Origin of the sequence: Actinoplanes subtropicus (genome assembly GCF_000721705.1) — a bacterium.
GTDB classification, from domain to species: Bacteria; Actinomycetota; Actinomycetes; order Mycobacteriales; family Micromonosporaceae; genus Actinoplanes; species Actinoplanes subtropicus.
The window spans coordinates 53,629-77,940 of sequence record NZ_JOJL01000034.1 but is presented as its reverse complement, the minus strand read 5'-3'; the positions used below and the strand labels follow the sequence as shown (position 1 = coordinate 77,940).

General features: G+C 72.0%; 21 protein-coding genes. 6 read left to right on the top strand and 15 right to left on the bottom strand.

Going from position 1 to position 24,312, the window contains the following annotated elements; translation table 11 throughout:
• Window position 1: 1 nt before the first annotated feature.
• Both IH26_RS0139490 and hemL read right to left on the bottom strand, forming a co-directional pair.
• Entirely contained in the window at window positions 2-658 is a 657-nt protein-coding gene (locus IH26_RS0139490) for a histidine phosphatase family protein (RefSeq protein ID WP_030441413.1), read from the bottom strand.
• Window positions 655-1,995, bottom strand: a complete 1,341-nt coding sequence (hemL, locus tag IH26_RS0139485; protein WP_051809310.1) for a glutamate-1-semialdehyde 2,1-aminomutase — start codon at window positions 1,993-1,995, stop codon at window positions 655-657. Before hemL ends, IH26_RS0139490 begins: the two co-directional genes overlap by 4 nt.
• Window positions 1,996-2,129: 134 nt before the next feature.
• Here hemL and IH26_RS0139480 point away from each other — a divergent pair, with 134 nt between their 5' ends.
• Genes IH26_RS0139480 through IH26_RS0139470 form a run of 3 tightly spaced genes read left to right on the top strand, consistent with a single transcriptional unit; the run spans window position 2,130 to window position 3,191 of the window.
• Window positions 2,130-2,456, top strand: coding sequence for an STAS domain-containing protein (locus IH26_RS0139480; protein ID WP_030441411.1), 327 nt, complete (start codon window positions 2,130-2,132; stop codon window positions 2,454-2,456).
• 40 nt (window positions 2,457-2,496) lie between these two features.
• Window positions 2,497-2,901, top strand: a complete 405-nt coding sequence (locus IH26_RS0139475) for a MerR family transcriptional regulator (protein ID WP_030441410.1) — start codon at window positions 2,497-2,499, stop codon at window positions 2,899-2,901.
• Entirely contained in the window at window positions 2,856-3,191 is a 336-nt protein-coding gene (locus IH26_RS0139470) for a thioredoxin family protein (protein ID WP_030441409.1), read from the top strand. The genes IH26_RS0139475 and IH26_RS0139470 overlap by 46 nt, the downstream gene beginning before the upstream one ends.
• Here the strand turns inward: IH26_RS0139470 and IH26_RS0139465 are convergent.
• Both IH26_RS0139465 and IH26_RS0139460 read right to left on the bottom strand, forming a co-directional pair.
• The gene (locus IH26_RS0139465) at window positions 3,181-3,738 is read right to left on the bottom strand and encodes a response regulator (protein WP_030441408.1); all 558 of its coding nucleotides are present in this window, start codon (window positions 3,736-3,738) and stop codon (window positions 3,181-3,183) included. The two genes, IH26_RS0139470 and IH26_RS0139465, sit on opposite strands and share 11 nt — an antisense overlap.
• A gap of 14 nt (window positions 3,739-3,752) precedes the next feature.
• Window positions 3,753-8,138 carry a HAMP domain-containing protein gene (locus tag IH26_RS0139460; protein WP_030441407.1) on the bottom strand — a complete coding sequence of 1,462 codons (4,386 nt, stop codon included), beginning with the start codon at window positions 8,136-8,138 and terminating at the stop codon, window positions 3,753-3,755.
• Between the two features lie 120 nt (window positions 8,139-8,258).
• Here IH26_RS0139460 and IH26_RS0139455 point away from each other — a divergent pair, with 120 nt between their 5' ends.
• Together IH26_RS0139455 and IH26_RS0139450 are read left to right on the top strand one after the other, a co-directional pair.
• The gene (locus IH26_RS0139455; RefSeq protein WP_030441406.1) at window positions 8,259-10,283 is read left to right on the top strand and encodes a SpoIIE family protein phosphatase; all 2,025 of its coding nucleotides are present in this window, start codon (window positions 8,259-8,261) and stop codon (window positions 10,281-10,283) included.
• Window positions 10,284-11,186: 903 nt separating this feature from the next.
• A complete protein-coding gene (locus tag IH26_RS0139450; protein ID WP_245665893.1) occupies window positions 11,187-11,801 on the top strand; it encodes a dihydrofolate reductase family protein in 615 nt (204 codons plus the stop codon).
• Between the two features lie 427 nt (window positions 11,802-12,228).
• On the opposite strand, the gene IH26_RS0139445 is transcribed toward IH26_RS0139450, so the two are convergent.
• Window positions 12,229-13,329 carry an FAD-binding oxidoreductase gene (locus IH26_RS0139445; protein WP_030441404.1) on the bottom strand — a complete coding sequence of 367 codons (1,101 nt, stop codon included), beginning with the start codon at window positions 13,327-13,329 and terminating at the stop codon, window positions 12,229-12,231.
• A 148-nt stretch (window positions 13,330-13,477) separates the two neighbouring features.
• On the opposite strand from IH26_RS0139445, the gene IH26_RS0139440 reads away from it, so the two are divergent.
• Entirely contained in the window at window positions 13,478-15,556 is a 2,079-nt protein-coding gene (locus tag IH26_RS0139440; protein ID WP_030441403.1) for a S9 family peptidase, read from the top strand.
• Window positions 15,557-16,379: 823 nt separating this feature from the next.
• On the opposite strand, the gene IH26_RS0139435 is transcribed toward IH26_RS0139440, so the two are convergent.
• Genes IH26_RS0139435 through IH26_RS0139390 form a run of 10 tightly spaced genes read right to left on the bottom strand, consistent with a single transcriptional unit; the run spans window position 16,380 to window position 24,311 of the window.
• Complete coding sequence (locus tag IH26_RS0139435) at window positions 16,380-16,727, bottom strand: twin-arginine translocation signal domain-containing protein (protein WP_030441402.1); 348 nt, start codon at window positions 16,725-16,727, stop codon at window positions 16,380-16,382.
• Window positions 16,724-16,861: a hypothetical protein gene (locus IH26_RS60370; RefSeq protein ID WP_157437602.1), complete on the bottom strand. Its 138-nt coding sequence runs from the start codon at window positions 16,859-16,861 to the stop codon at window positions 16,724-16,726. Before IH26_RS60370 ends, IH26_RS0139435 begins: the two co-directional genes overlap by 4 nt.
• Window positions 16,862-16,910: 49 nt before the next feature.
• A complete protein-coding gene (locus tag IH26_RS0139425) occupies window positions 16,911-18,392 on the bottom strand; it encodes an FtsX-like permease family protein (RefSeq protein ID WP_030441401.1) in 1,482 nt (493 codons plus the stop codon).
• Window positions 18,389-19,072 (bottom strand): ABC transporter ATP-binding protein, encoded by a 684-nt coding sequence (locus IH26_RS0139420; protein ID WP_030441400.1) that lies wholly within the window; start codon window positions 19,070-19,072, stop codon window positions 18,389-18,391. The genes IH26_RS0139425 and IH26_RS0139420 overlap by 4 nt, the downstream gene beginning before the upstream one ends.
• Window positions 19,069-19,605: a PadR family transcriptional regulator gene (locus tag IH26_RS0139415; RefSeq protein WP_030441399.1), complete on the bottom strand. Its 537-nt coding sequence runs from the start codon at window positions 19,603-19,605 to the stop codon at window positions 19,069-19,071. The genes IH26_RS0139420 and IH26_RS0139415 overlap by 4 nt, the downstream gene beginning before the upstream one ends.
• Window positions 19,606-19,638: 33 nt before the next feature.
• Window positions 19,639-21,168 carry a SpoIIE family protein phosphatase gene (locus IH26_RS0139410; protein ID WP_030441398.1) on the bottom strand — a complete coding sequence of 510 codons (1,530 nt, stop codon included), beginning with the start codon at window positions 21,166-21,168 and terminating at the stop codon, window positions 19,639-19,641.
• Window positions 21,165-22,496, bottom strand: a complete 1,332-nt coding sequence (locus IH26_RS0139405; protein WP_030441397.1) for a sensor histidine kinase — start codon at window positions 22,494-22,496, stop codon at window positions 21,165-21,167. The genes IH26_RS0139410 and IH26_RS0139405 overlap by 4 nt, the downstream gene beginning before the upstream one ends.
• Window positions 22,493-23,506: an ATP-binding protein gene (locus IH26_RS0139400; protein WP_030441396.1), complete on the bottom strand. Its 1,014-nt coding sequence runs from the start codon at window positions 23,504-23,506 to the stop codon at window positions 22,493-22,495. Before IH26_RS0139400 ends, IH26_RS0139405 begins: the two co-directional genes overlap by 4 nt.
• Complete coding sequence (locus IH26_RS0139395; protein ID WP_030441395.1) at window positions 23,503-23,904, bottom strand: ATP-binding protein; 402 nt, start codon at window positions 23,902-23,904, stop codon at window positions 23,503-23,505. The genes IH26_RS0139400 and IH26_RS0139395 overlap by 4 nt, the downstream gene beginning before the upstream one ends.
• On the bottom strand, window positions 23,901-24,311 hold the full coding sequence (locus IH26_RS0139390; protein WP_030441394.1) for an STAS domain-containing protein: 411 nt from the start codon (window positions 24,309-24,311) through the stop codon (window positions 23,901-23,903). The genes IH26_RS0139395 and IH26_RS0139390 overlap by 4 nt, the downstream gene beginning before the upstream one ends.
• Window position 24,312 lies beyond the last annotated feature (1 nt).

Here is a 24,312-nt window from a genome sequence, read left to right as displayed (position 1 = left end):
GTCAAGCTCCCTTGGCGGTCTTGGCGGAGGCGGAGAGGGCGACGAGGTGGGCGGCCGGCTCGGAGTAGTCGACGCCGACGACCGTCGAGCCCTCGAAGCGGAACGAGGTGAGGCTGGCCAGCCCGCACTGGCGGCGGCGCGGATCGTGCCAGAGCCGTTTCTTCTCCACGTACCGGCGCAGCGTCCAGATCGGCAGTTGGTGCGAGACGCAGACCGCCTCGTGGCCCTCGGCGGCGACCCGGGCGGCCTGCAGGGCGGCGAACATCCGCTGCGCTATCTGCAGGTACGGCTCGCCCCAGGACGGCGTGATCGGGTCGCGCAGCACCCACCAGTTCCGGGGGTTGGTGAACGCGCCGTCGCCGACCGAGACCCGCTTGCCCTCGAAGTAGTTGGCGCTCTCGATCAGCCGGGTGTCGCTGGCGACCTCGAGCTTGAACTCGGCGGCGATCGGGGCGGCCGTCTCCTGCGCACGTTCGAGCGGGCTGGCCACCACGTACGTGATGTCCCGCGCGGCGAGCGTCTCGGCGGCCGCCTTGGCCATCTGTTTGCCCAGCTCGGACAGGTGGAAGTCGGGCAGCCGCCCGTACAGGATCCGGTCGGGGTTGTAGACCTCGCCGTGCCGCAACACGTGCACCGTGGTCCTGCTCGGCTCGCTCACGAGGCTTCCCCAGCCGCCCGGGCCGCGTGCGGCAGCGCCGCGGCGATCTGCTCCAGCGCCGCGTCGTCCAGCGCCGTCGACACGAACCACGACTCGAACGCGCTGGGCGGCAGGTAGACGCCGCGGCTGAGCATGGTGTGGAAGAAGGCCTTGAACTGCGCGGCGTTCTGCGTCTTGGCCGCGTCGTAATCGGCCACGTCGTCGTCGGTAAAGAAGATCGAAAACATATTGCCGGCGTACGAGAGGTGATGCGCCACACCGGCCTCGTTGAGCGCCACGGAGGCGAGCGAACCGACGGTCACCGACAACTCGTCCAGCCGCTTGTAGACCGCGTCGTCGGCGAGCCGCAGCGAGGCCAGCCCGGCCGCGCAGGCCAGCGGATTACCGGAGAGCGTGCCGGCCTGGTAGACCGGGCCGGCCGGGGCGAGCCGCGACATGATCTCGCGCCGCCCGCCGAACGCGGCCGCGGGCAGGCCGCCGCCCATCACCTTGCCGAAGGTGAACAGGTCGGCGTCGACCGGCTCGAGACCGGCCCAGCCGCCGGCCGAGACCCGGAAGCCGGTCATCACCTCGTCGACGATCAGCAGGGCGCCGTGCGCCTGGGCGATCTCGGCGAGCCGCTGGTTGAAGCCGTCGCGGGGCGCGACCACGCCCATGTTGCCGGCCGCCGCCTCGGTGATCACCGCGGCGATCTCGTCGCCGTTCGCCGCGAAGGCCAGCTCGACAGCTTCGACGTCGTTGTACGGCAGGACTATCGTCTCGGCGGTCGCCGCGCCGGTCACGCCGGGCGAGTCGGGCAGGCCGAGGGTCGCCACGCCGGAGCCGGCCGCGGCCAACAGCGCGTCCACGTGCCCGTGGTAGCAGCCGGCGAACTTGACGATTTTTGATCGGCCGGTGCAGCCCCGGGCCAGCCGGATCGCGGTCATCGTGGCCTCGGTACCCGAGTTGACCAGGCGGACCTCGTCCACCGGCGTACGGCGGACGATCTCCTCGGCCAGGTCGACCTCGCCGACGGTGGGGGTGCCGAAGCTGGTGCCGCGGGCGGCCGCCTCCTGCACCGCGGCGACGATCTCCGGGTGCGCGTGGCCGTGGATCAGCGGTCCCCACGAGCAGACCAGGTCGACATAGCGCCGGCCGTCGGCGTCGGTGAGCCACGGACCCTTGCCCTGAGACATGAATCGGGGCGTGCCGCCGACCGCCCGGAACGCACGCACGGGTGAATTGACCCCGCCGGGCACGATGGCCGAGGCGCGGTCGAAGAGGGCCTGGGAGACCGGGGCGTCCTCCGGATAGGGAAGGCCCTCGGCGTGGTATGAGGTGGTCACAGCGTCTCCCATTCTGTCAGCGGCCCCGTCGTGCCGTCCCAAGAGGGTTCTTCACGTCGTGCGTGCGTCACACCAGCATGTCCGGTACGACCGGTTACGGACGTGGCCAGCGGGCAGATCCACACCCTGGACGATAGGCTCTCGCTGTGGAGCGACCGGAGCTGAACATCGCGGTGGAGCGCGCTTCCGACGAGGTCGTACTCCACCTCGCCGGTGAGATCGACGTGCTCACGGTCGCGAACCTTTCGGCCATCGTCAATGAAACGCTGTCCGACCCGCCGGCCCGCATAGTGCTCGACATGGCCGGCGTCACATTCTGCGACTCGCAGGGCCTCGGCACGCTGGTCGTCCTCAGCCGCAAGGCCCAGCACGCCCGCTCGGTGCTCGCCCTGACCAACGTCGGCGAGTTCCTGATGCGCGTCCTGGACATCACCGGCCTCCGCAGCGCCCTCATGATCAGCTCAGCCACATAGAGGTTGCCTTGACGCCGGTGTGAAGGCATAGCGTCGGGCCATGCTGATCGGTGAGCTGGCCGAACTGGCCGGGACGAGTGCTCGCACCCTGCGGTACTACGAGGAGCAGGGGCTGGTCCACCCGCAGCGGGATGCCAACGGGTATCGGCAGTACGACGACGCCGAGTTGCGGGTCGTCCATGAGATCCGGTCGCTGCTCGCGGTCGGGTTCGGGATGGACGACATCAAGCCGTTCGTCGAATGCCTGCGGACCACCGGTTCCGGTCACGTCTGCCCCGACTCGGTCGCGGTGTTGCGCCGCAAGCTGGCCGAGGTGGACGGGCTGATCGAGGAGCTCACCGACGTCCGGCTGCGGCTGCACAGCCAGCTGAGCCAAGCCCTCGCCCATCGGGAGAACACATGCTCATCACCGTCACCGACGCCACCTTCGACTCCCTCGTGCTGAAGGCCGAGCTGCCGATCGTCGTCGACTTCTGGGCCGATTGGTGCCCGCCCTGCCGCCCGATGGCGCAGGCGCTGGCCGAGCTCGCGCCCGAATTCGACGGCGAGTTGCTGATCGGCAAGCTCAACGCGGACGAGAACCCCGAGGCCACCCGCACCTACCGGGTGATGTCGATGCCGACGCTGCTCTTCTTCAGCGGCGGCACGCTGACCGGCTCGATGGTCGGTTTCCGCCCGAAGTCGGTGCTGCGCCCGGCCCTGGCGAACGCCGTGGCGCCGTACGTCAATCGGTAGCCGTACCCCAGCGCGCCTTCTCCAGCAACGCCAGCGCCTCGGCCGCCGCGTCGTCCCCGTTCGCGCGCAGCACCCGGGCCGCCTCGTCGACCGTCTCGGTCAGCCGCTGCCACTGCGAGTCCCGCTCGCGTGACGCCTCCGACTGGGCCTTGAGCTGCTGAGTCTTGTTCCACAGATCGACGAAGATGCTCACCTTGGCGCGCAGCACCCACGGGTCGAACGGCTTCGTGAGGTAGTCGACCGCGCCGACCGCGTACCCTCGCAGCGCCAGCTGCGCGTCGCGGTCGGCCGCGGTCAGGAACAGGATCGGCACATGCCGGGTGCGCTCGCGGCGCTTGATGTGGCTGGCCGTCTCGAAGCCGTCCATATTGGGCATCTGCGCGTCCAGCAGGATGACCGCGAAGTCGTCGGTGAGCAGCTGCTTCAGCGCCGCCTCGCCGCTCTCCACCGCCACCGGCGTCACCGGCAGGCCCTGGAGGATCGCTTCCAGGGCGAGCAGGTTGTCCTTACGGTCGTCGACCAGCAGGGCTTTGGCGCGTTCCGGCACACCTGGTCCTTTCTCTAGCCGCGCTCCGGCTCGGGGCTCGCGTCGGCGTTGACCCAGCGGGCCATCAGCTCGATCAGCTCGTCCAGATCGACCGGTTTGGTGATGTAGTCACTCGCGCCGGCCGCGAGGGCCGATTCCCGGTCGCCCGGCATCGCCTTCGCGGTTAGGAAGACTACCGGTAAATCGCGGAAGCGCTGATTGCGCCGAATGCCCCTGGTCGTCTCGTAGCCGTCCTGGTCGGGCATCATCGCGTCCATCAGCACGATGTCCACTTCGGGGTGTTCGGCCAGCAGGCGTACGCCGTCCACCCCGTTGTCGGAGTAGAGCACGTTCAGCCCGTGCATCTCGAGCGCGCTGGTCAGCGCGAACACGTTGCGCACGTCGTCGTCGATGATCAGCACGGTGGCGCCGTCGAGCTGGCGGCCGGCCGCGCTGATGTGCCCCTCCGCCTCCCGATGGCTGATCACCGGCAGCTCGAGCAGCGGCAGGTCGACCGACTGGGCGGGGCGGACCACCACGGTGGTCGACGGCTCGGACGGCAGCGCGAGGATCGGCGCGGATTCCGGCGTCAGCGCGTCCGGCACGTACAGCGTGAAGGTCGAACCCTCGCCGGGCATCGACGAGACCACGATGGTGCCGCCGAGCAGCGCCGCGAACTCCCGGCTGATCGAGAGGCCCAGGCCGGTGCCGCCGTACTTGCGGGTGGTGGTGCCGTCGGCCTGCTGGAACGGCTCGAAGATGATCGCCAGTTTCTCGTCCGAGATGCCGATGCCGGTGTCCGAGACCGCGAACGCCACCACCTGCCGGGCCGCGGCCAGCGCCGGGATGTCGAAGTCGGTGCTCGGCGGGGCAGCGAAGATACTGAGCGTCACCGAGCCGGAGTCGGTGAACTTGACCGCGTTGGAGAGCAGGTTGCGCAGGATCTGCTGGAGCCGCTGGCCGTCGGTGACGATCGAGGCGGGCAGGTCGGGCGCCACCTCGACCCGGAAGTCCAGCGTCTTCTCCTCGGCCTGCGGAAGGAAGGCCTGCTCGACGTACGCCCGGACGCCGTCGAAGTCGATCTGGTCGACCTCCACGTCCATCCGGCCGGCCTCGATCTTGGCGAGGTCGAGGATGTCGTCGATCAGCGAGAGCAGGTCCGAGCCGGCGCTGTGGATGGTGCGGGCGAACTCGATTTGCTTCTCGGTGAGGTTGCGCTCGGTGTTGTCGGCCAGCAGGCGGGCCAGCAGCAGCAGGGAGTTGAGCGGCGTACGCAGCTCGTGGCTCATGTTGGCCAGGAACTCCGACTTGTACGCGCTGGCCCGGGACAGCTGCTGGGCCTTCTCCTCCAGACCGCGCCGGGCCTGCTCGATCTCCCGGTTCTTGGTCTCGATGTTCGCCTTCTGCTCGCTCAGCAGCTTGGCCTTGTCCTCCAGCTCGGCGTTGGTGCGCTGCAACTCGGCCGACTGGTCCTGCATCTCCCGGGCCAGCCGCTGCGACTGGGAGAGCAGTTCCTCCGTACGCCGGTTGGCCTGGATGGTGTTGAGAGCGACGCCGATCGTCGCCACCAGCCGCTCGAGGAACGTCAGATGCAGCCCGGAGAACGCCGCGACCGAGGCGAACTCGATGACGCCGAGCATCTCGCCCTCGAACAGCACCGGCAGCACGACCAGGTCGTTCGGCGGCATCGACATGAGCCCGGAGCGCATGGTCAGGATGCCGTCGTGGGTGGCCCGCACCCGGATCGTCCGGCGGGAGACCGCGGCCTGCCCGACCAGGCCCTCGCCCGGCCCGAAGGTCACCTCGTGGTTGCGCGCGACATAGCCGTACGAGGCGGCCAGCCGCAGGCGCATGACCGCCTGCTCGTTGTCGACCAGGAAGAACGCGCCCAGCTGCGCGTCCACCAGCGGCGTCACCTCGGTCATGATCATGCGGCAGACCTCGCCGAGATCGCGCTGGCCCTGCAGCAGGCCGCCGATCCGGGCCAGGTTGGAGTCGAGCCAGCCCTGCTCGGCGTTCGCCTTGGTGGTCTCGCGCAGGGTCACGATCATCTGGTTGATGTTGTCCTTGAGCTCGGCCACCTCGCCCTGCGCCTCGACCGCGATGCTCTGGGTCAGGTCGCCGCGGGTCACCGCGGTGGACACCTCGGCGATCGCGCGGAGCTGGATGGTGAGCGTCGAGGCGAGCTGGTTCACGTTGTCGGTGAGGTCCTGCCACGTACCGGAAACGCCCTTGACCTGCGCCTGGCCGCCGAGCTTGCCCTCCACGCCGACCTCCCGGCCGACCCGGGTGACCTCGGTGGCGAACGACGAGAGCTGGTCGACCATCGTGTTGACGGTGTCCTTGAGCTCGAGGATCTCGCCGCGGGCGTCCACCGTGATCTTCTGCGACAGGTCACCCTTCGCGACCGCCGTGGTGACGCTCGCGATGTTGCGGACCTGGGCGGTCAGGTTGGACGCCATGTAGTTCACGTTGTCGGTCAGGTCGCGCCACGTGCCGGCCACGCCGCGCACCTGGGCCTGGCCGCCGAGCTTGCCCTCCGAGCCGACCTCGCGGGCCACCCGGGTCACCTCGTCGGCGAAGCTCGACAACTGGTCGACCATGATGTTCACGACGCTCTTCAGCTCGAGGATCTCGCCCTGGGCGTCGACCGTGATCTTCTGCGACAGGTCACCCTTCGCCACCGCGGTGGAGACCTGGGCGATGTTCCGCACCTGGGCGGTCAGGTTGGACGCCATCGAGTTGACGTTGTCGGTCAGGTCACGCCAGGTGCCGGCCACGCCGCGCACCTGGGCCTGGCCGCCGAGCTTGCCCTCGGTGCCCACCTCGCGGGCCACCCGGGTCACCTCGTCGGCGAAGCTCGACAACTGGTCGACCATGGTGTTGACCGTGGTCTTCAGCTCGAGGATCTCGCCACGGGCGTCGACCGTGATCTTCTGCGACAGGTCACCCTTCGCCACCGCGGTGGTGACCGAGGAGATGTTCCGCACCTGGCTGGTCAGGTTGGAGGCCATGTAGTTCACGTTGTCGGTGAGGTCGCGCCACGTGCCCAGGACGCCCTTGACCTGGGCCTGGCCGCCGAGCTTGCCCTCCGAGCCGACCTCGCGGGCCACCCGCGTGACCTCGTCGGCGAACGACGACAGCTGATCCACCATCGTGTTCACGGTGTTCTTCAGCTCGGCGATCTCACCCTTCGCGTCGACCGTGATCTTCTGCGACAGGTCGCCCTTCGCCACCGCGGTCGAGACCTGGGCAATGTTCCGTACCTGGTCGGTGAGGTTGTTCGCGAGCTGGTTCACGTTCTCGGTCAGGTCCCGCCAGGTGCCGGAGACGCCGCGCACCTGGGCCTGGCCGCCGAGCTTGCCCTCGGTGCCCACGTCGCGGGCCACCCGGGTCACCTCGTCGGCGAACGACGACAGCTGATCCACCATGGTGTTCACGGTGTCCTTGAGCTCGAGGATCTCGCCCTGCGCGGCCACCGTGATCTTCTGCGACAGGTCGCCCTTCGCCACCGCCGTGGACACCTGGGCGATGTTCCGCACCTGACTGGTCAGGTTGGTCGCCATCGAGTTCACCGAGTCGGTGAGGTCCTTCCAGGTGCCGGCCACGTTCGGCACGTCGGCCTGGCCGCCCAGCTTGCCCTCGGTGCCCACCTCGCGGGCCACCCGGGTCACCTGCTCGGCGAACAGCCGCAGGGTGTCGGTCAGGCCGTTCATCGTGTCGGCCAGCTCGGCCACCTCGCCGCGGGCCGACACCGTGATCTTCTGCGACAGGTCGCCGCGGGCCACCGCCGTCGCCACCTGCGAGATCGAGCGCACCTGGTGGGTCAGGTTCGACGCCATCAGGTTCACCGAGTCGGTCAGGTCCTTCCAGGTGCCGGCCACGCCGCGCACGTCGGCCTGGCCGCCCAGCTCACCCTCGGTGCCCACCTCGCGCGCCACCCGGGTCACCTCGTCGGCGAACGAGGACAGCTGGTCGACCATCGTGTTCACCGTGCGGCCGATGCGCAGGAATTCACCCCGGAGGGGACGGCCGTCCATCTCCAGCGCCATGTGCTGGGAGAGGTCACCCTCCGCCACCGCCACGATGACCCGGGAGATCTCGGTGGTCGGCCGGCCGAGGTCGTCGATCAGCGAGTTGACCGAGCGGACGCTGTCCGCCCACGAGCCGTCCAGGCCCTCGTCGTCCAGCCGCTCGGTGAGCCGGCCGTCGCGCCCGACGATCCGGCTGATCCGCCGCAGGTCCAGGTTTTGGCGTTCCTGCAGGGAGACGACCTCGTTGAACGCGTCGGCAACCTCGCCGGCGGCGCCACCGCGGCGCGGGAGCCGGACCTTGAGATCGCCCCGGCGCACCCGGCGCATCGCCTCGGCGAGCTCGCCCAGAACGGCGGTCTCGTCGTGGACTTCCTTAGCCGCAGTCATCCTGTCCTCACTTGCTGTCCTGTCCAACGGCCGGTGGGGCTCTTTATCCTCTCTCGCCCGACCGGGTCAATGCGAGAGAGGACTTTGTACATCCCCCCACCGACAGGAGAGGATGCATGCGTGTCGGCTTCGGATATCCCGGCGGACGGGCTCGTCCGGCGGGTCCGGCTGCCCAACGACCGGCGTACGCCCGCGGCGGCGCGCGCCCTCGTCCGCTCGGTGCTGGAGGAAGCGGGCCTCGACGCGCTGCTCAACGAGGCGCTGCTGCTGACCACCGAGCTCTCCACGAACGCGGTGGTGCACGCCAACACCGAGTTGGACATCGAGGTCAGCGCCGACCATGCCGGGCTCACCGTGACGGTCACCGACTTCGCGCCCGGCCCGGTCGAGCAGCTCGCGGTCGGCCCCCGCAACGAGAGCGTGGACATCGGCGAGGTCGCCGAGCGCGGCCGGGGCCTGCTGCTGGTCGACCATTTCGCGTCCCGCTGGGGCACGGTGCACGAGGGCACCGGCAAGGGCGTGTGGTTCCGCCTGGAGCGCACCATCGCGGTCGACTCGACCACCGCGCTGGTGCCGGCGACGAACGTGCTGGAGGCGGGCACCCCGAGCGTCGGCGCGCTCACCGCGCTGCTGCAGATCAACCCGGAACGGCAGACCGAGGAGGCGCTCGCCGACTTCGCCGCCGACCTGCTCTCCCGGCTGTCCCGCCTGACCGGCGCGGCGGGCGGCGTGGTGCGGCTCGACCGCGGCGACGGCACCGGCCGGCAACTGCTGGCCCGGCACGGCCGACAGCCGCGCGAGGACGCCGACACCATCCGGGTGCCGCTGTCCGTGCACCGGCCGTATTCGGGCGAGCTGGAGCTGGATGCGGCGCCCACCGGGTACGCCCAGCCGCTGGCCACGATCGTCGCCGAGCGCTTCTCGCTGCACCTGGAGAACGACCGCCTCCGCCGTGCCGACCTGCGCCGGCAGACCTGGCTGACGTTCCTGGCCGAGGCCAGCGAGCTGCTCGCCCAGTCGCTCGACGTGAACCTGACGATGGCGCTGATCCCGCAGCTGGTGGTGCCCCGGCTGGGCCAGTGGTGCGCGGTGCACACCACCGACGCGTGGGGCCGGCTGCAGCTGGCCGCGGCCACGCACGCCGACGAGAGCGCGGTGGCCGACCTGTACGAGACGCTCGCCGAGACCGGCCCCGATGCGATCCTGGCCCGGCTCGAGGAGGCGTCCAGGCTGGGCACCCAGGTCATGTTCGGCACCCCGAACGAGGGTTTCGCGGTCCCGCTGGTGGCCCGCGGCGCCCGGCTCGGCACGCTCGCGGTCGGCAAGCACGCGAAGCACCGGCACGACGCCGACGAGGTGGCGGTGCTGGAGGACGTGGCCCGCCGGGCGGCGCTGGCCATCGACAACGCCCGCATCCACGACGAGCGCCGCAAGGTGGCCCGCACGCTGCAGGAGTCGCTGCTGCCGCCGGCCCTGCCGCACGTGGAGGGGGTGGGCTTCGCCGCCGAGTACGTGCCGACCGGCTCCGAGGTGGGTGGCGACTTCTACGACGTGGTGCCCTCCGGCGAGGACCAGTGGCTGGTGGTGGTCGGCGACGTCTCCGGCAAGGGCGTCCAGGCGGCCACGGTGACCGGCCTGGTCCGCGACGTGATCCGCATCCTGGTCGACGACGGCAAGCCGATGTCCGAGATCCTCTGCCGGGTCAACCGCACCCTGGTACAACGCGGCGGCGGCCGCTACTGCACCCTGGCGATGGCATCGGTGCAGCGCGAACGCGACGGCACCCTGGCGGTCTGCCTGCACCTGGCCGGCCACGACCGAGCGGTCCTGGTCCGCAGCGACGGCAAGACCTCCTTCGTCGGCGAGGGCGGCACGGCCCTGGGCCTGCTGGAGACCATCTCCTCACCGGACGCCGAGATCCGCCTCACCCCCGGCGACTCCCTGATCTTCTACACCGACGGCGTCACCGAACGCCGCCGAGGCCGCGAGCTCTTCGGCACGGGCCGCCTGCGCGAGGCCGCGGCCCCCCTGGCCGGCTACCCGGCCGACGTGATGGCCGCCCGCCTACGCTCCATAACCATCAACTTCTCCGTCGAGGAGCCCCGGGACGACATCGCCATCCTCGTCCTCAGAAACGACGCCTGAAACATCCCAAAAGACCTTTACCGTACGGTTGACCCAAGTCCCCGGTGCAGCGCCTCGCCAGGCGGTGGGTCACCCTCCGCGCGCGGCCGCCGGGCTGTCCCACGTGGCCAGCCCAACCCCCCGCCCGTCCCCACACAATCAGACGCCCTCGCGACCACACGCACGCCTCCTCCACGCATGCGCCGCCGTCCACACACGCACCGCCCGTGCCGCCCCACACCGTCCCAGCTCACGCGCGGCCCTCACTCGCCCACCCCACACCGTCCCAGCCCACACGCGGCCCTCACTCGCCCCCACACCGTCCCAGCCCACGCGCGGCCCCCACTCGCCCACCCCACACCGTCCCAGCCCACGCGCGGCCCTCACTCGCCCCCCACACCGTCCCAGCCCACGCGCGGCCCTCGCCGCCGCGCTCGCGCCGCCCAGCGCAAGCAGCGGCGCGCGGCACGGGCGCGAGCGCGGGGCACGGGCGCCGGGCACAGGCGCGGCGCGGGGTAGCCCGGCCTGCTCGGCGTCGGCCCGATCACCCGCCGCCGTTGACGCACCGTTCGCAGATCTTGAAGGCGCGGCGTTCGCGGCTAGCGGGAAACCTCCACTCTTCGCCGAGGGCGGGCGCAACGATGAGGAATTGCTGTTCGTGGTGAACGCGGCGCCTTCAAGGTCTGCCGGGTCGGCGGGTCGGCGGTGCGCGGTGGTGGTCTTGGGTCGGGCCCGCCCGGCGGCCGGAGTCGGAGCTGAAGATGCAGCCAGCGGCCCTGGCACACCGGGGGCTTGTCGCACGCGTACGGTCAAATCTGAGGGAGGGAAACGCTCAGATCTCCCCGACGAAGGCAGCCCTCGGGAGCGCCCAAAGACCGTCCGTTTCGCCTCTTTTGGATGCTTGGTCGTGGCATGGTGGGGCTTATGGCGAAAACCCAGTACTACACGGCGACTAGCATCGACGGCTACATCGCCGACGAGAACAACTCGCTTGACTGGCTGATCGACGTCGACGGCGGGGTTGAGAACCCGTTCGGCGGCTTCTTCGCCGGGGTCGGGGCCTTCGCCATGGGCGCCAACACCTACGAGTGGGTGCTCGCCAACGACAACGTGCTGGCCCGCCCGCAGAACTGGCACGACCTGTACGGCGACGCGCCCTGCTGGGTCTTCGGCAACCGCGAACTGCCGGTGGTGCCGGACGCCAACATCCTGATGGTCAGCGGAGACGTGGAGCGCGTGCACGAGGCCATGGTGGTAGCCGCGAAGGGCCGCAACGTCTGGCTCGTCGGCGGCGGCGACCTGGTCGGCCAGTTCGTCGACCGCGGGCTGCTCGACGAGATCATCCTGGGCATCGCGCCGGTCCTGCTCGGGCGGGGCGCGCCGCTGCTCCCGCGGCACCTGAGCGCCCGCGAGCTGATCCTGACCGGCACCGCCCAGGTGGGGCGCTTCGCCTATCTCACCTACGCCGTGGGCACCACCCCGCTCCCCGAGCGCCACCCGAGCACGACGGCCCGGCGCCCGGCGCCCGCCCGCCGCTGACCACCGCTGACCATCGCGGAAAAGACGCCACGCGCCCGGCCGCCGCTGACGGCCGCGGAAGCGGCGCCACGCGCCCAGCCGACGCTGACCGCTGCGGAAACAGCGCCGTGCGCCCTCCCGCCGCTGACCGCTGCGGAAGCGCCGCCACGCGCCCGGCCGCCGCGGAAACGGCGCCGCGAGCCTGGCCGCCGCGGAAACGGCACCGCGCGCCTGACCGCCGCGGAAACGGCACCGCGAGCGCGCCCCGCTGACCGCCGCGGAAAAGTCGCCGCGCGCCTGGCCGCCGCGGAAACGGCACCGCGAGCGCGCCCCGCTGACCGCCGCGGAAAAGTCGCCGCGCGCCTGGCCGCCGCGGAAACGGCGCCGCGAGCTCGCCCCGCTGACCGCCGCGGAAAGGGCGCCGGGAGCCGGTCCGCGGGGGCCGCTGTCAGAAGAGGTCATGTGGTGCCGCCATCTCGATGCGGCCGGCCAGGGCGATCGGCGCGGCGATCACCACCACCCGGCCGTTGCGGGCCAGCAGCACGTGGCGGGCCGACTCGACGATGCGCTCCACGCGGTCGGGCGGCAGGTTGCCGGGCAGCACCGCATGCACGCTGCCCAGGCCGGCCGAGCCGCGCACCGGCACCGCGCCGCCGACCGCGTCGGCCACCGCATAGACGGTTGCGGCCAGGTCGTCGGGGGCCACCGAGAGGCGCAGCGCCACGTCGTTGCGGCCGAACGGATACACCCCCCACCAGGGCGGCGCGGTCGGCGAGACCGTCGCCTTCCATGACGTGGCCAGCGGATAGGGATCCGCATCCTCGAAGAGCGCGGCCACCTCGCCCCCGCCGGCGCCGGGCAGATCGGTCTCGATCGCGCTGACCTCGTGCTCGGCGGCCTCGGCGGCGAGCCGGGCGGCCTTGAGCGGGGTGGAGGCCGGCGCCACCACCCAGCGCCGGGTCTGCGGCAGCGGCTGGAGGCGGACGACGGCCGAGGTGATGACGCCGGTGATCTCGGCCAGGCCGGGGTTGTCGCCCTCGCCGTCGGAGGAGGCCGCGACGCCGGCCAGATCGACGAACTGCACCCGGTCGACGTGCTCGGCGGGGCTCCGGAAGCGGTAGCGCAGCGGGCCGGACTCGTTGACCACCAGCATGCCGCCGACCGTGGCGGTGCGGGAGGGCGGGTCGACCGGCAGGCGCTGGCCCTGCAGGGCGAGCGCGGCCTGCAGCGAGCGCACGGGCGTGCCGGTGGCGACCTCGACGGTGGCCGCCTTGACGTCATGGTCCCAGAGGCCGTCGAGGCGCCCGCAGTCGAGAATCAGGTCGGCGCCGGACGACGGGCTACCCCAGTCGATCTTGCTGCCGGAGCCACGCGGCACCACGGTGAGCCCCTCGTCGGCCGCGAGTCGCAGCACGTCGGCGACCGCCCGCGTGGTCGCCGGAACCGCGACGAGCTCGGCGCGGCGACCACCCACGACATCCACCGACCGGCCGACCCGCGCATAGTCGGGCCCGCAGATGTCCACAAGCGCATCGAGAAGTCGTGACATGTCCCTGCCCGTGCTCGTCACCAGATCTTGCCTCGCAATGATCGCAATCAAGATCGACCGTCCACTCTGGCATATAGTACAGGTGTTCGAACGCGCGCGGTCGGTGGAAGCCGAAAAAGCGTCGGGGGCACCCGGTAACGTGGCTCCCGTGACAGCCGATACGCCCGACACACCGCCCACGGTCCGCCAGGTCCCGAGCGAGCGCACCTTCCACGGCGACACCGTGACCGATGAATATTCGTGGCTCGCCGACAAGGAAAATCCGGACACCATCGCGTACCTGAAGGCGGAAAACGCGTGGACCGAGGCGGCGACGGCGCACCTGGCCGGGCTGCGCGAGACGATCTTCCAAGAGATCAAGGGCCGCACTCAGGAGACCGATCTCTCGGTGCCCAGCCGCAAGGGCGGCTATTGGTATTACACCCGCACCGTCGAGGGCAAGCAGTATGGCATCCAGTGCCGGGTCGCCGTCGCGCCCGGCGAGGTCGACCCGCCGATGTCCGACGACCGGCCGGGGGAAGAGGTGCTGCTCGACGGCAACGTGCTGGCCGAGGGCAAGGAGTTCTTCGCCCTGGGCACGTTCGACACCAGCCCCGACGGCAACTGGCTGGCCTACTCCACCGACTTCGACGGCGACGAGCGCTTCACGCTGCGGGTGAAAGACCTGCGCACCGGCGAGGTCCTGGCCGACGAGGTGCCCGACACGTCGTATGGGACGGCCTGGTCGGCCGACGGCAGCGCGCTGTTCTACATCACCGTCGACGACGCCTGGCGGCCGTTCCGGGTCTGGCGGCACACCGTCGGCCGCCCGGCCAGTGAGGATGTGCAGGTCTACGAGGAGCCCGACGAGCGCTTCTGGGTCGGTGTCGAGCTGACCCGCAGCGAGAAATTCGTGGTCATCGACACGCAGAGCAAGCTCACCTCGGAGATCCGGGTCATCCCGGCCGAGACGCCGGCCGCCGAGCCGATCGTGATCGCGCCGCGCGAGCAGGGCGTGGAGTATTCGATCGAGCACCACGGCCACCGCTTCCTGATCCTGCACAACAAGAACGCCGAGGATTTCGCGCTGGCCTATACGTCGGCCGACAACCCCGGCGAGTGGGTGGAGCTGATCGCGCACGAGCCGGGCACCCGGCTGGAGTCGGTCGACGCCTTCGCCCGGCACATCGTGATCTCGCAGCGCCGCGACGGCCTGACCGGGCTGCGGGTGATGGGCGACGGCAGCACCGATACGTACGACATGCAGTTCCCCGAGCCGCTGTACAACGTCGGCCTGACCGGCAACCCGGAATACGACACCGCCGTGGTGCGGGTCAGCTACACCTCGCTGGTCACCCCGGAATCGATCTATGACGTCGACCTGGTGACCCGGCAGATGCTGCTGCGCAAGCAGAAGCCGGTGCTCGGCGGCTACGACCCGGCCGACTACGAGCAGTATCGCGAATGGGCGCGTGCCGCCGACGGCACCCGGGTGCCGATCTCGATCGTGGCCCGCAAGGACGTCAAGCGGGACGGTTCGGCGCCGGCGCTGCTCTACGGCTACGGCTCGTACGAGCTGAGCATCGACCCGTACTTCTCGATCGCCCGCCTGTCGCTGCTCGACCGCGGCGTCGTCTTCGCGATCGCGCACGTGCGCGGCGGCGGCGAGATGGGCCGCCGGTGGTACGAGGACGGCAAGATGCTGACCAAGAAAAACACGTTCACCGACTTCGTGGCCTGCGCCGAGGCCCTGGTCAGCCAGGGCTGGACGTCGGCCGCCCGGCTGGTGGCCCGCGGCGGCTCGGCCGGCGGCCTGCTGATGGGCGCGATCGCCAACCTGGCGCCGGAGGCTTTCGCCGCCATCATCGCGCAGGTCCCGTTCGTCGACCCGCTGACCTCCATCCTCGACCCGTCGCTGCCACTCACGGTCACCGAGTGGGAGGAATGGGGCAACCCGATCGAATCCCCCGAGGTGTACGCCTACATGAAGTCGTACAGCCCCTACGAAAACGTCGGAAAGCTCCCGTACCCCAAGATCCTCGCCGTGACCAGCCTCAACGACACGCGAGTGCTCTACCACGAGCCGGCCAAGTGGATCGCCCGGCTCCGCGCCACCGCGCCGGACGGCACCTACCTGCTCAAAACCGAGATGGAGGCCGGCCACAGCGGCCCCAGCGGCCGCTACGACGCCTGGCGAGAGGAGGCGTTCGTCCTGGCCTGGGCGCTCGACGTCTTGCACGCGGCCTGACGCTCCCTAGACCGCTGACGCTCCCTCGGCGCAAGACCTGAGCGCTCCCTCGGCCCAAGACCTGAGCGGTTCCCTTTCGCGCTTCGATCGTACGAGCGTCAGATCAGTCCCCGGCGTGCCAGGGCCGCGAGCTGCACCTTCAGCTCCGACCCCGGCCGCCGGGCGGCCCGACCCAAGACCACCGCCGCGCACCGCCGCGCACCGCCGACCCGCCGACCGCCGACCGCCGACCCGCCGACCCGCCGACCTTGAAGGCGCCGCGTTCACCGCGAACAGCAATTCCTCATCTTTGCGCCCGCCCTCGGCGAAGAGTGGAGGTTTCCTGCTAGCCGCGAACGCCGCGCCTTCAAGATCTGTGAAATATGTGTCGAGCGGCGGCGGTGATCGGGCCGACGCCGAGCAAGCCGGGGCCACTCCCGCGCCCAGTGCCCCCGAGCCCCGCGCCTGTGCCCCTGCGCCCGCGGCCCCGCGCCTCCGCTCCGCGCCCCGCACCCGCGCCCCCGCTCCGCGGCCCGCACCCGCGCCCCCGCTCCGCGCCCCCGGCCTCGCCCCGGCTCCGCGGCCCGTGCCCGCGCCCCCGCTCCGCGCCCCGGCTCCGCGGCCCGCGCCCGCGCCCCGGCTCCGCGCCCCCGGCCTCGCCCCGGCTCCGCGGCCCGTGCCCGCGCCCCCGCTCCGCGCCCTCGGCCCCGCCCCCGCGCCCCGCTCCGCGCCCCGCGCCCGCGCCCCCGCTCCACGCTCGCGCCCCGGCGGCCCGTGCCCCGCGCTCGCCCAGTGGCCCCGCGCACGCGGGTGGAGGTCGGCACGGGCAGTTCGTTGCGCACCGTCACCCGCACCTGCCGCCCGGCCCGCCCGACGATGGTCGGGCGGGGAACTGCCCGTCGTAGCCCCACACCGCGGTGCGCAGCCCGGGCAGGATCCCGGCCGTGGCGGCGCGCTGCACGATCTCGTAGCGGTCCGCGCCGCCGTCGGTCGCCACCGGCCGGGCGACCAGGGGCACCGGCAGCGGCACCTGGAACGGCTCGGGCAAGACCGCGCGGCTGGTGAGGGTCCGGCCGGTGTTCTCGCGGCGCCCGGCGTGCAGCGCGAACGCGCCGGCGGTGATCGTGGCCAGCGCGCTGCCGTCGGCCATGCCGAGGAAATCCCGGCGGCTCAGGCCGGGCTTGCCGGTCATCGCGGCTCACCCGCCGCCACAGCCGGGGCCAGCCGGGTCTCGGTGATCACAACCAGCAGGTACGCGGCCAAGGCCACCCCGACCGTCAGGTGGGCCACCACGACGCGGGCGAAGCCCGGGCCGATCTGGGCCACGATCAGGGGCGAGAAGCAGGCCGGAGACGATCGAGAGTGTCAACCCCCGTCAGCCCACCCGCAACTCCTCAAGGTCCGTGCTGGAGCGCAGCACCAGGACCCCGGCGCCGACCGCGACCAGGGCCGCCAGCAGCGCCCCCGCGCCGAGCAGCCCCAGGTCACCCCACGGCACCGGCACGTGCAGCACGCTCGGCAAATGCAGTTCGGCCAGCGTGCGGCAATGCGCCTCGGGATCGTTCTCGGAGACACACTCCCGGTAGGAGTGGCCGAGGTCGAAATCCGTCTGGGTCAGCCGGACCAGGGCGTCACCCGCGGCGAGCGCCAGCACGAGGGCGGGCACCAGCGGCGTCAGCGTCTGCCAGAGGATCGCCGCCGAGAGGGTACGCCGCGGGACGCCGGCCGCGGTCAGCGACGCGTACGCCCGGCGCCGCGCGACGACGCTCTCGACCAGCGCGATCAGCAGCCCGGCCGCGGCGACCGCTGCGCTCAGCCCGACCGCCACCATGACCAGCCGGATCGCGTTGAAGTAGAAGCTCGGATCGGCGGCGGGGCCCGTCCCCTCGCCGTTCGAATAGCCCATGACCTGGTTGTCGAGGTCGTAGTAGCGGAAGTTCGTGGCCAGCAGCGCCCGGTACGCCAGCGCCACCGACCCCGCGGTCACCGCGGCGAGCAGCGCGGCCATCGTCCGGCTGCCGTTCCACGGGTCGGTGATCAGCCGCTGGCCGGCGAGCAGGGTGGCCGGGCCGCGGCCGTAGCGGCGCAGGAGCCGCCCGGCGGTGTGCGAGATCCACCCGACTCCCAGCACCACGCCCGCCATCGTGAGCAGCACCCCACCACCCAGGACGGCCAGGGCCGCGTTCCTCGGCGCCGGTATATGAATCTTGAGGTGCTCCTGGAACGGAAGGGCGAACAGTGCCAGCCCCGCCGCGATCAGCAGGCCCGGCCACGGCCGGGGGCCGCGCTTTCGCACCCGCCGCACCACGCCGAGCGGGGTGACGATGACCCGGCGCATCAGCAGCGCGCCGACCGCCGCCGCCAGCACCGGGACCAGCACCACCAGCAGCACGATGACCGGCGCCGGCGGCAGGACGTCGGTGGGCAGGGTGCGCTGGTCGCCGATCGCGGCCCGGGCGACCAGGTACGCCACCAGGCCGGCGACCGAGCCGAGCAGGCTCGCCACCGCCGTCTCCGCGGTGGCGATCAGCACCGCCTCCCCCGGCGTCGCGCCGGCCAGCCGGATCGCGGCCAGCCGCCGGTCGCGCGCCGGCGCGCCGAGCCGGATGCACTGCCCGGCCAGCGCCAGCACCGGCAGCGAGACCAGTACCAGCGTCGCCGCCACCCCGGGCCGCAGGCCGGGCTCGACCAGCAGCGCGGCGGCGTACCGGCCGGCCCACCCGGTGATCGACAGGACGGTCGCCGCGCACAGCATCGCGATCGTGGCCAGCAGGGCGCTCACCGCGGTCAGGACGGTCCGCAACATGTCGGTGCGGTTGCCGGCCACGGCGAGCCGGGCCAGCGTAGATGCGGTCACCGGGCCAGGCCCAGCCCGGTCGGGTCGACCACGCCGTCGCGCAGGGCGACCTCGCGATCGGCGTACGCCGCGACGCTCGACTCGTGGGTGACCAGCACGACCGCCGTGCCCTGCTCGCGCGCCACCCGGACGATCTGGCCCAGCACCTGCTCGCCGGTGAGCACGTCGAGCGCGCCGGTCGGCTCGTCGGCGAACAGCACCCGCGGCTCGGTGACCAGCGCCCGGGCGGTGGCGCAGCGCTGCTGCTGGCCGCCGGACATCGTGCCGGGTCGCTGCTCGGCCGACTCGGCCACGCCGAGCCGGCCGAGCCAGTCGAGCGCCGTCTGCCGCGCTTCTCGCCGCCCCGTGCCGGCGAGAAGCAGTGGCAGCGCGACGTTCTCCACCGCGGTGAGTTCGGGGACCAACTGCCCGAACTGGAACAGCACCCCGAACTCGGTGCGGCGAAGCCTGGACCGGGCCGCCTCGGACCACAACCCGATGTCCTGGTCGCGGTAGGTGACGGTGCCGCCGTCCACCCGGAGGATGCCGGCCAGGCAGTGCAGCAGCGTGGACTTCCCGCAGCCGCTCGGACCGGTGACCGCGACGATCTCCCCCGCGGCGACCTCGAGGTCGATTCCGCGCAGCGCCGGGGTGGCGCCGTAGTTGCGGACCAGGCCGGTACCGCTCAGCAGTGCGCTCAACTGGTCACTTCCTTCTGCAGGTCGGCCACCCGCGCCAGCGTGGTCTGCAGCCAGCGCAGGTCGGCCTCGAGATGCCCGATGGCGTAGTCGGCGGCGACCACGTCGCCGACGCCCGCCCCGGGCTCGGTCTTCGCGGTGGTGAGCTCGCGCATGCGGCTCATGTGCGCGGCGCGCTGGGCGACCAGATAGTCGCGGGCCCGCCCGGCGTCGGCGGCGAGCAGCGCGACCACCACCTTGCTGAACAGTTCGCTGGTGACGTAGGGCGCCGGCGGGTCGACCGCGGACAGCCAGGCGTCGAGGTGCCGCCGGCCCTCCTCGGTGATCTCGTACGAGGTCCGGTCGGGGCCGCCCTCGCGGTCCTGCCCGGCCTCGGTGACCAGGCCGTCCCGCTCGAGCCGGCCGAGGGTCGCGTAGACCTGGCCATACGCGAGCGGCTTGGCCCGGGGCAGCCGGTCGTCGTGGGCCCGCTTGAGGTCGTAGCCGTGCCGCGGGCCGGCCGCCAGAAGGCCGAGCAGGACATGGGCGGTGGACATGGACGCTGCTATTCAACGAGTGAATAGTCCTCGTCAAGACCGGCGAACGGCAACCACCGCCACGTCGTCGTCGGCCTGTCCGGCGGCGCCGAGTCGCAGCAGGAGGCGATCGCAGAAGTCCTCGAGATCCGGGTCGACCTCGGCGGCCACCCGGCGAAGTGCGGCCAGCCCCACGTCGATGTCCTCGTCCCGGCGCTCGACCAGGCCGTCGGTGTAGAGCACCAGCGTGCCGCCGGGCGGCAGCACGAACTGCAGGTCGGCCGGGCGGGGCGCGTCGATGCCCAGCAGCACGCCGCCCGGCTGCAGGAAGGACACCCCCTCGGCGGTGTGCAGCAGCGGCGGCAGGTGACCGGCGCCGGCCATCCGTACCTCACCGGTCAGCGGGTCGAGGGTGCACAGGCAGACCGTCGCCGAGTCGGCCGGCAGAACCCGCCGCATGAAGCGGTTGACCAGGGCGAGCACCGTCCCGGGCGGATGGCCCTCGACGGCGTACGCGCGGACCGCGTGCCGCACCTCGGCCATCACCGTGGCCGCGTGCAGCGAGTGGCCGGCCACGTCGCCGATCGCCACCAGCAGCCGGCCGTCGAGCACGGCGACCTCGTAGAAGTCGCCGCCCACCTCGGTCTGCGAGCCGGCCGGCATGTAGCGCACCGCGGTCTCCACGCCGGGCACGCTGGGCAGCCGCGACTGCAGCAGGCTGCGCTGCAGGGTGATGGCGATCCGGTGCTCCTCGTCGTACGACCGCTGCGCCTCGACCGCGGCCGCGACCGCCTGGGACAGCTGGCGCAGCACCGGGAAGCCGGGAGTCTGCGAGCTGGACCGCACCGCCACGTAGACCGAGGGGCGGTCGATCCGCAGCCGGGTCGCCGCCACCGCCACCCGCTCGCCCGCCGGCCAGTCGGTGACCTCCCAGTCGGCCGGCTGGTCGGTGCGGACCAGGGAGCCGATCGCCGCGTTGCGCTCGGCCAGCGACCACCGGCGGAGCACCGGGGGCGAGCCGACCGCGGCGAGGCTGTCCCCGTCGGCGGTCTCGGCCAGCACCACGACCGGGCCGCCGAAGATGTCGTACGCGCCCGCGGCCGCCGCCTCCAGCAACTCCGGCAGGGTCGAGGCCAGGTTGATCGCGAGGGTCGCCTCGGCCAGCCGAACCAGCCGGGCGGCCAGGAACTCGGCCCGGCGGCGCGCCGAGTAGTACCGCAGCACGGCCTGGCAGGTGGCGATCAGCTCGTCCGGCTCGATCGGCTCGACCAGGTAGGCGTCCGCACCCCGGTTCAGCCCGTGGGCCCGATCGCCGACGTCGACGGCGTGCGCGGACACGTGGATGACCGGTGGTCCGCCGTACGCCGGATCGGTCTTGATCTTCTCGCAGACGTCGAAGCCGTTCATGTCCGGCAGCTTGACGTCCAGCACGACGAGGTCGACGCCAGAGCCCGGCAGCACCCGCAACGCCTCGCCGCCGGTCTCCGCCTGGCGGACCGTGAAACCGGCCCGGGTCAGCCAGCTGACCAGCAGATACCGCTTGGTGGCGCTGTCGTCGACGACGAGGACGGTCGCCGCGTTCATGACTTCGGCAGCCGTACGGTGAAAGTGCTGCCCGCCCCCGGCGCCGAGTCGACGCGCAGGCTTCCGCCGAGGATCCCGACGAGCCGGCGCGCATAGGGCAGGCCGAGTCCGGTGCCCGCCTTGCTGCCCGGCACCTGATAGAACTCCTCGAAGATCCGCTCGTGCAGCTCGGCCGGGATGCCCGCGCCGGTGTCGGCCACGGTGAACTCGACATCGTCGTCCACCGCCCGCGCCGCCAGGGTCACCGAGCCGTCGGCGGTGAACTTGACCGCGTTGGTCAGCAGGTTGCGCAGCACCCGGGCGAGCAGCACCTCGTCGCTGCGCAGGCTCGGCACCGCCGGCTCCTCGACCACGAAGTCGACCTCGGGCCGGGTGGCCAGCGGCCGCAGCGTGCCGCGCAGCTGGCCGAAGAGCGCCCGCAGATCCACCTCGGAGCACTGCGGCTCGACCCGGCCGGCCTCCGCCTTGGCCAGGTCCAGCAGATCGTTGACCAGGGTCAGCAGGTCACCGGCCGAGCCACCGATCAGGTCGACCTGGCGGCGCTGCTCGGAGCTCAGCGGGTCGGACGCCGGGTCGAGCAGCAGCCGGGTCAGCCCGATCACCGCGGTCACCGGGGCGCGCAGCTCGTGGCTGACGTTCGCCAGGAACCGGCTCTTCGCCTCGCTCGCCGCGCGCAGCTGCAGCGACCGCTCGTCCAGCTCGGCGTAGAGCGCCACCACCCCGCGGTTGGTCTCCTCCAGCTCGTCGGAGAGCTGGTGGTAGAGCGCCATCACGCCGTGGTTCGTCTCCGCCAGCTCGGCGTTCAGCCGGGCCAGGTCGTCGCGCTGGGCGCGCACCTCATCGAGCGCGGCGATCAGTTGCTGATTCTGCGCGCTCAACTCGTCCAGCGGGGTGCCCGGCACATGCCGCACCAGCCCGGCTCGTATGTCCTCCATGCGTTCCGGGGTCAGCCGCGGGGCGCTCGCCGGCAGCCGCCGAGCCATCCGGACCACCGTGCCGCTCTCGCCATCACCGACCTCCAACGTGTCGACCAGCCGGCCGACCTGTACGAGCTGCGCGCCGATCTCGGCCACGCCGCCGGGCCGCGGGTTGCCCACCGCCACGCGCAACGTGGGTACCCCGTTCGGCTCCGCGATGAACTCCACATCGCCGTCCGGTCCGGCGGCCAGCATGACCCGGGCCACCTCGCTCAGCGCGGTGGCCAGCCGGGTCTGATCCTGCTGCTCGAGGCCGACCGCGCGGGCCACCTCGCGGCCGAGCTGGCGCACCGCGAACACGTCCTGCTCGACCCGCAGGCGCATGCGGATCAGCGACTCGGCCCCGGTCATCGTGACCGGGCCACCAGCACGCCGGCGTCGTCGCGCCGCACCCCCGCGTCGCGCAGAACGGTCGCCGCGATCAGGGCGGGCGAGTGGGACAGCAGGCCCGGGTAGTCGGCCGGATTCCAGCGGTCGACCACGCCGTCGCTGTGCATCAGCACGATCGCCTCCGGCGTGATCGGGTAGTCGTACTGCCGGATCTGGCGGCGCTGGTGGCCGGCGATCCCGGGCAGCGAGATCATGCCGCGGCGGCCGGCCGAGCCGATCACCGTGCCGGAGATGTTGCCCAGCCCCGCATAGCGGACCAGGCCGGCCTCCGCATCGAGCTCGGCGACGGCGACCGCGGCGCCGCGGGTGTGGCCGAGCCGGCGATGCAGCGTCTCCACCATGGCGGCCGGGGGCTGCGCCGGGGACTCGGCGAACGCCCGTACCGCCTCCTGCGCGGCCGCGGCGGCGAGACCGCCGTGCCCCAGCCCGTCGCACATCAGCGCCTGGCGGTGGCCCTCCAGCTCGCGGATGGCGAACGCGTCGCCGCTCACCGGCTCCCCGGTGAGCGGGCGGGTCAACCCCGCGGCCCAGGTGGGTTCCGGTGGGCCGGCCGGCCAGACCTGGGCGACCAGCACGGTTCCCTTGCCGGGTACGGAATGCAGGTCCGACCAGGAGGCCTGCCGCTCGATGGCGCCCAGCCCGATGCCGAGAGTGCCCGCCGTGGAGTGCCCGTCGCCCACCGACAGCGCCAGGTCGGCCATCCCCGGCCCGTGGTCGATCGCGATGATCTCGACGCCCGCCTGCTGCTCGGTACGCACCGCGCGGACCAGCAGCGTGCCCTGGTCGGCGTGCTTGACCAGGTTTCCGGCCGCCTCCGCGGTCACGATCGACAGGTCGGCGGTGCGCCGCTCGGAGAGCCCGACCTGGACGGCCAGCCGCTCGGCGGCCCGGCGGGCGGCCGAGGCGCTGGCCGCGGCCTCCACCCGGAACCAGGCGCCCCCGTCCAGCAGCTGCTCGAGCCCTCCGGTCATCGGCACCACTTGGTGACGGTAACCGTCGTTCCCCGGCCGATCGAGGTGTCGATGAGGAACTCGTCGACCAGCCGCCGGGCGCCGCTCAACCCCAGCCCCAGGCCACCTCCGGTGGTGTAGCCGTCGGTGAGCGCCAGCTCGAGGTCGGCGATGCCCGGGCCCTGGTCGGCGAAGACGATCTGGATGCCCCGCCGTCGGCCGTTGTCCACCCGGGCCACCTCGACCGTGCCGCCCCCGCCGTAGACCAGGGTGTTGCGGGCGAGCTCGCTCGCGGCGGTGACCAGCTTGGTCTGGTCGACCAGGGAGAGCTTGACCGACACCGCGACCGTACGCACGAGCTGGCGCACCCGGACGACATCCTGGTCGGTGCCGACCTCGATCCGCTCGCCGTCGCTCACGGCTCGTCGACCGCCTCGTCGACCGCCATGGATGCGGCGTCCTCGAAGTCGAAGGAAGCGTCGCGGGCCAGCAGCTCCATGCCGAGCTCGACGTTGAGCGCGGTGCGGATGCCCGGCAGCGACAGCCCCAGTTCGACCAGGGTGATCGCGACGGCCGGGCGCATGCCGACCACCACGGTCTCGGCGTCCAGCACCCGGGAGATCGAGGCGATGGTGGCGAGCGTACGGCCGACGAACGAGTCGACGATGTCCAGCGCGCTGATGTCGATGAGCACTCCGTGGCAGCGGGTCGCCACGATCCGCTCGGCGAGGTCCTCCTGCAGCTGCAGGGCGACCTGATCCTCCATGTCGATCTGAATGGAGACCAGCAGGATCTCCCCGAGCTTGAGGATCGGCACCCGCTCCACG

What these genes read in the sequence shown, in the direction of transcription:
- hemL (WP_051809310.1), bottom strand. Translation starts at nt 1,995, where the DNA reads ATGGGAGACGCTGTGACCACCTCATACCACGCCGAGGGCCTTCCCTAT.
- IH26_RS0139475 (WP_030441410.1), top strand. Translation starts at nt 2,497, where the DNA reads ATGCTGATCGGTGAGCTGGCCGAACTGGCCGGGACGAGTGCTCGCACC.
- IH26_RS0139470 (WP_030441409.1), top strand. Translation starts at nt 2,856, where the DNA reads ATGCTCATCACCGTCACCGACGCCACCTTCGACTCCCTCGTGCTGAAG.
- IH26_RS0139460 (WP_030441407.1), bottom strand. Translation starts at nt 8,138, where the DNA reads ATGACTGCGGCTAAGGAAGTCCACGACGAGACCGCCGTTCTGGGCGAG.
- IH26_RS0139450 (WP_245665893.1), top strand. Translation starts at nt 11,187, where the DNA reads ATGGCGAAAACCCAGTACTACACGGCGACTAGCATCGACGGCTACATC.
- IH26_RS0139445 (WP_030441404.1), bottom strand. Translation starts at nt 13,329, where the DNA reads ATGTCACGACTTCTCGATGCGCTTGTGGACATCTGCGGGCCCGACTAT.
- IH26_RS0139435 (WP_030441402.1), bottom strand. Translation starts at nt 16,727, where the DNA reads ATGACCGGCAAGCCCGGCCTGAGCCGCCGGGATTTCCTCGGCATGGCC.
- IH26_RS0139415 (WP_030441399.1), bottom strand. Translation starts at nt 19,605, where the DNA reads ATGTCCACCGCCCATGTCCTGCTCGGCCTTCTGGCGGCCGGCCCGCGG.
- IH26_RS0139410 (WP_030441398.1), bottom strand. Translation starts at nt 21,168, where the DNA reads ATGAACGCGGCGACCGTCCTCGTCGTCGACGACAGCGCCACCAAGCGG.
- IH26_RS0139405 (WP_030441397.1), bottom strand. Translation starts at nt 22,496, where the DNA reads ATGACCGGGGCCGAGTCGCTGATCCGCATGCGCCTGCGGGTCGAGCAG.
- IH26_RS0139400 (WP_030441396.1), bottom strand. Translation starts at nt 23,506, where the DNA reads ATGACCGGAGGGCTCGAGCAGCTGCTGGACGGGGGCGCCTGGTTCCGG.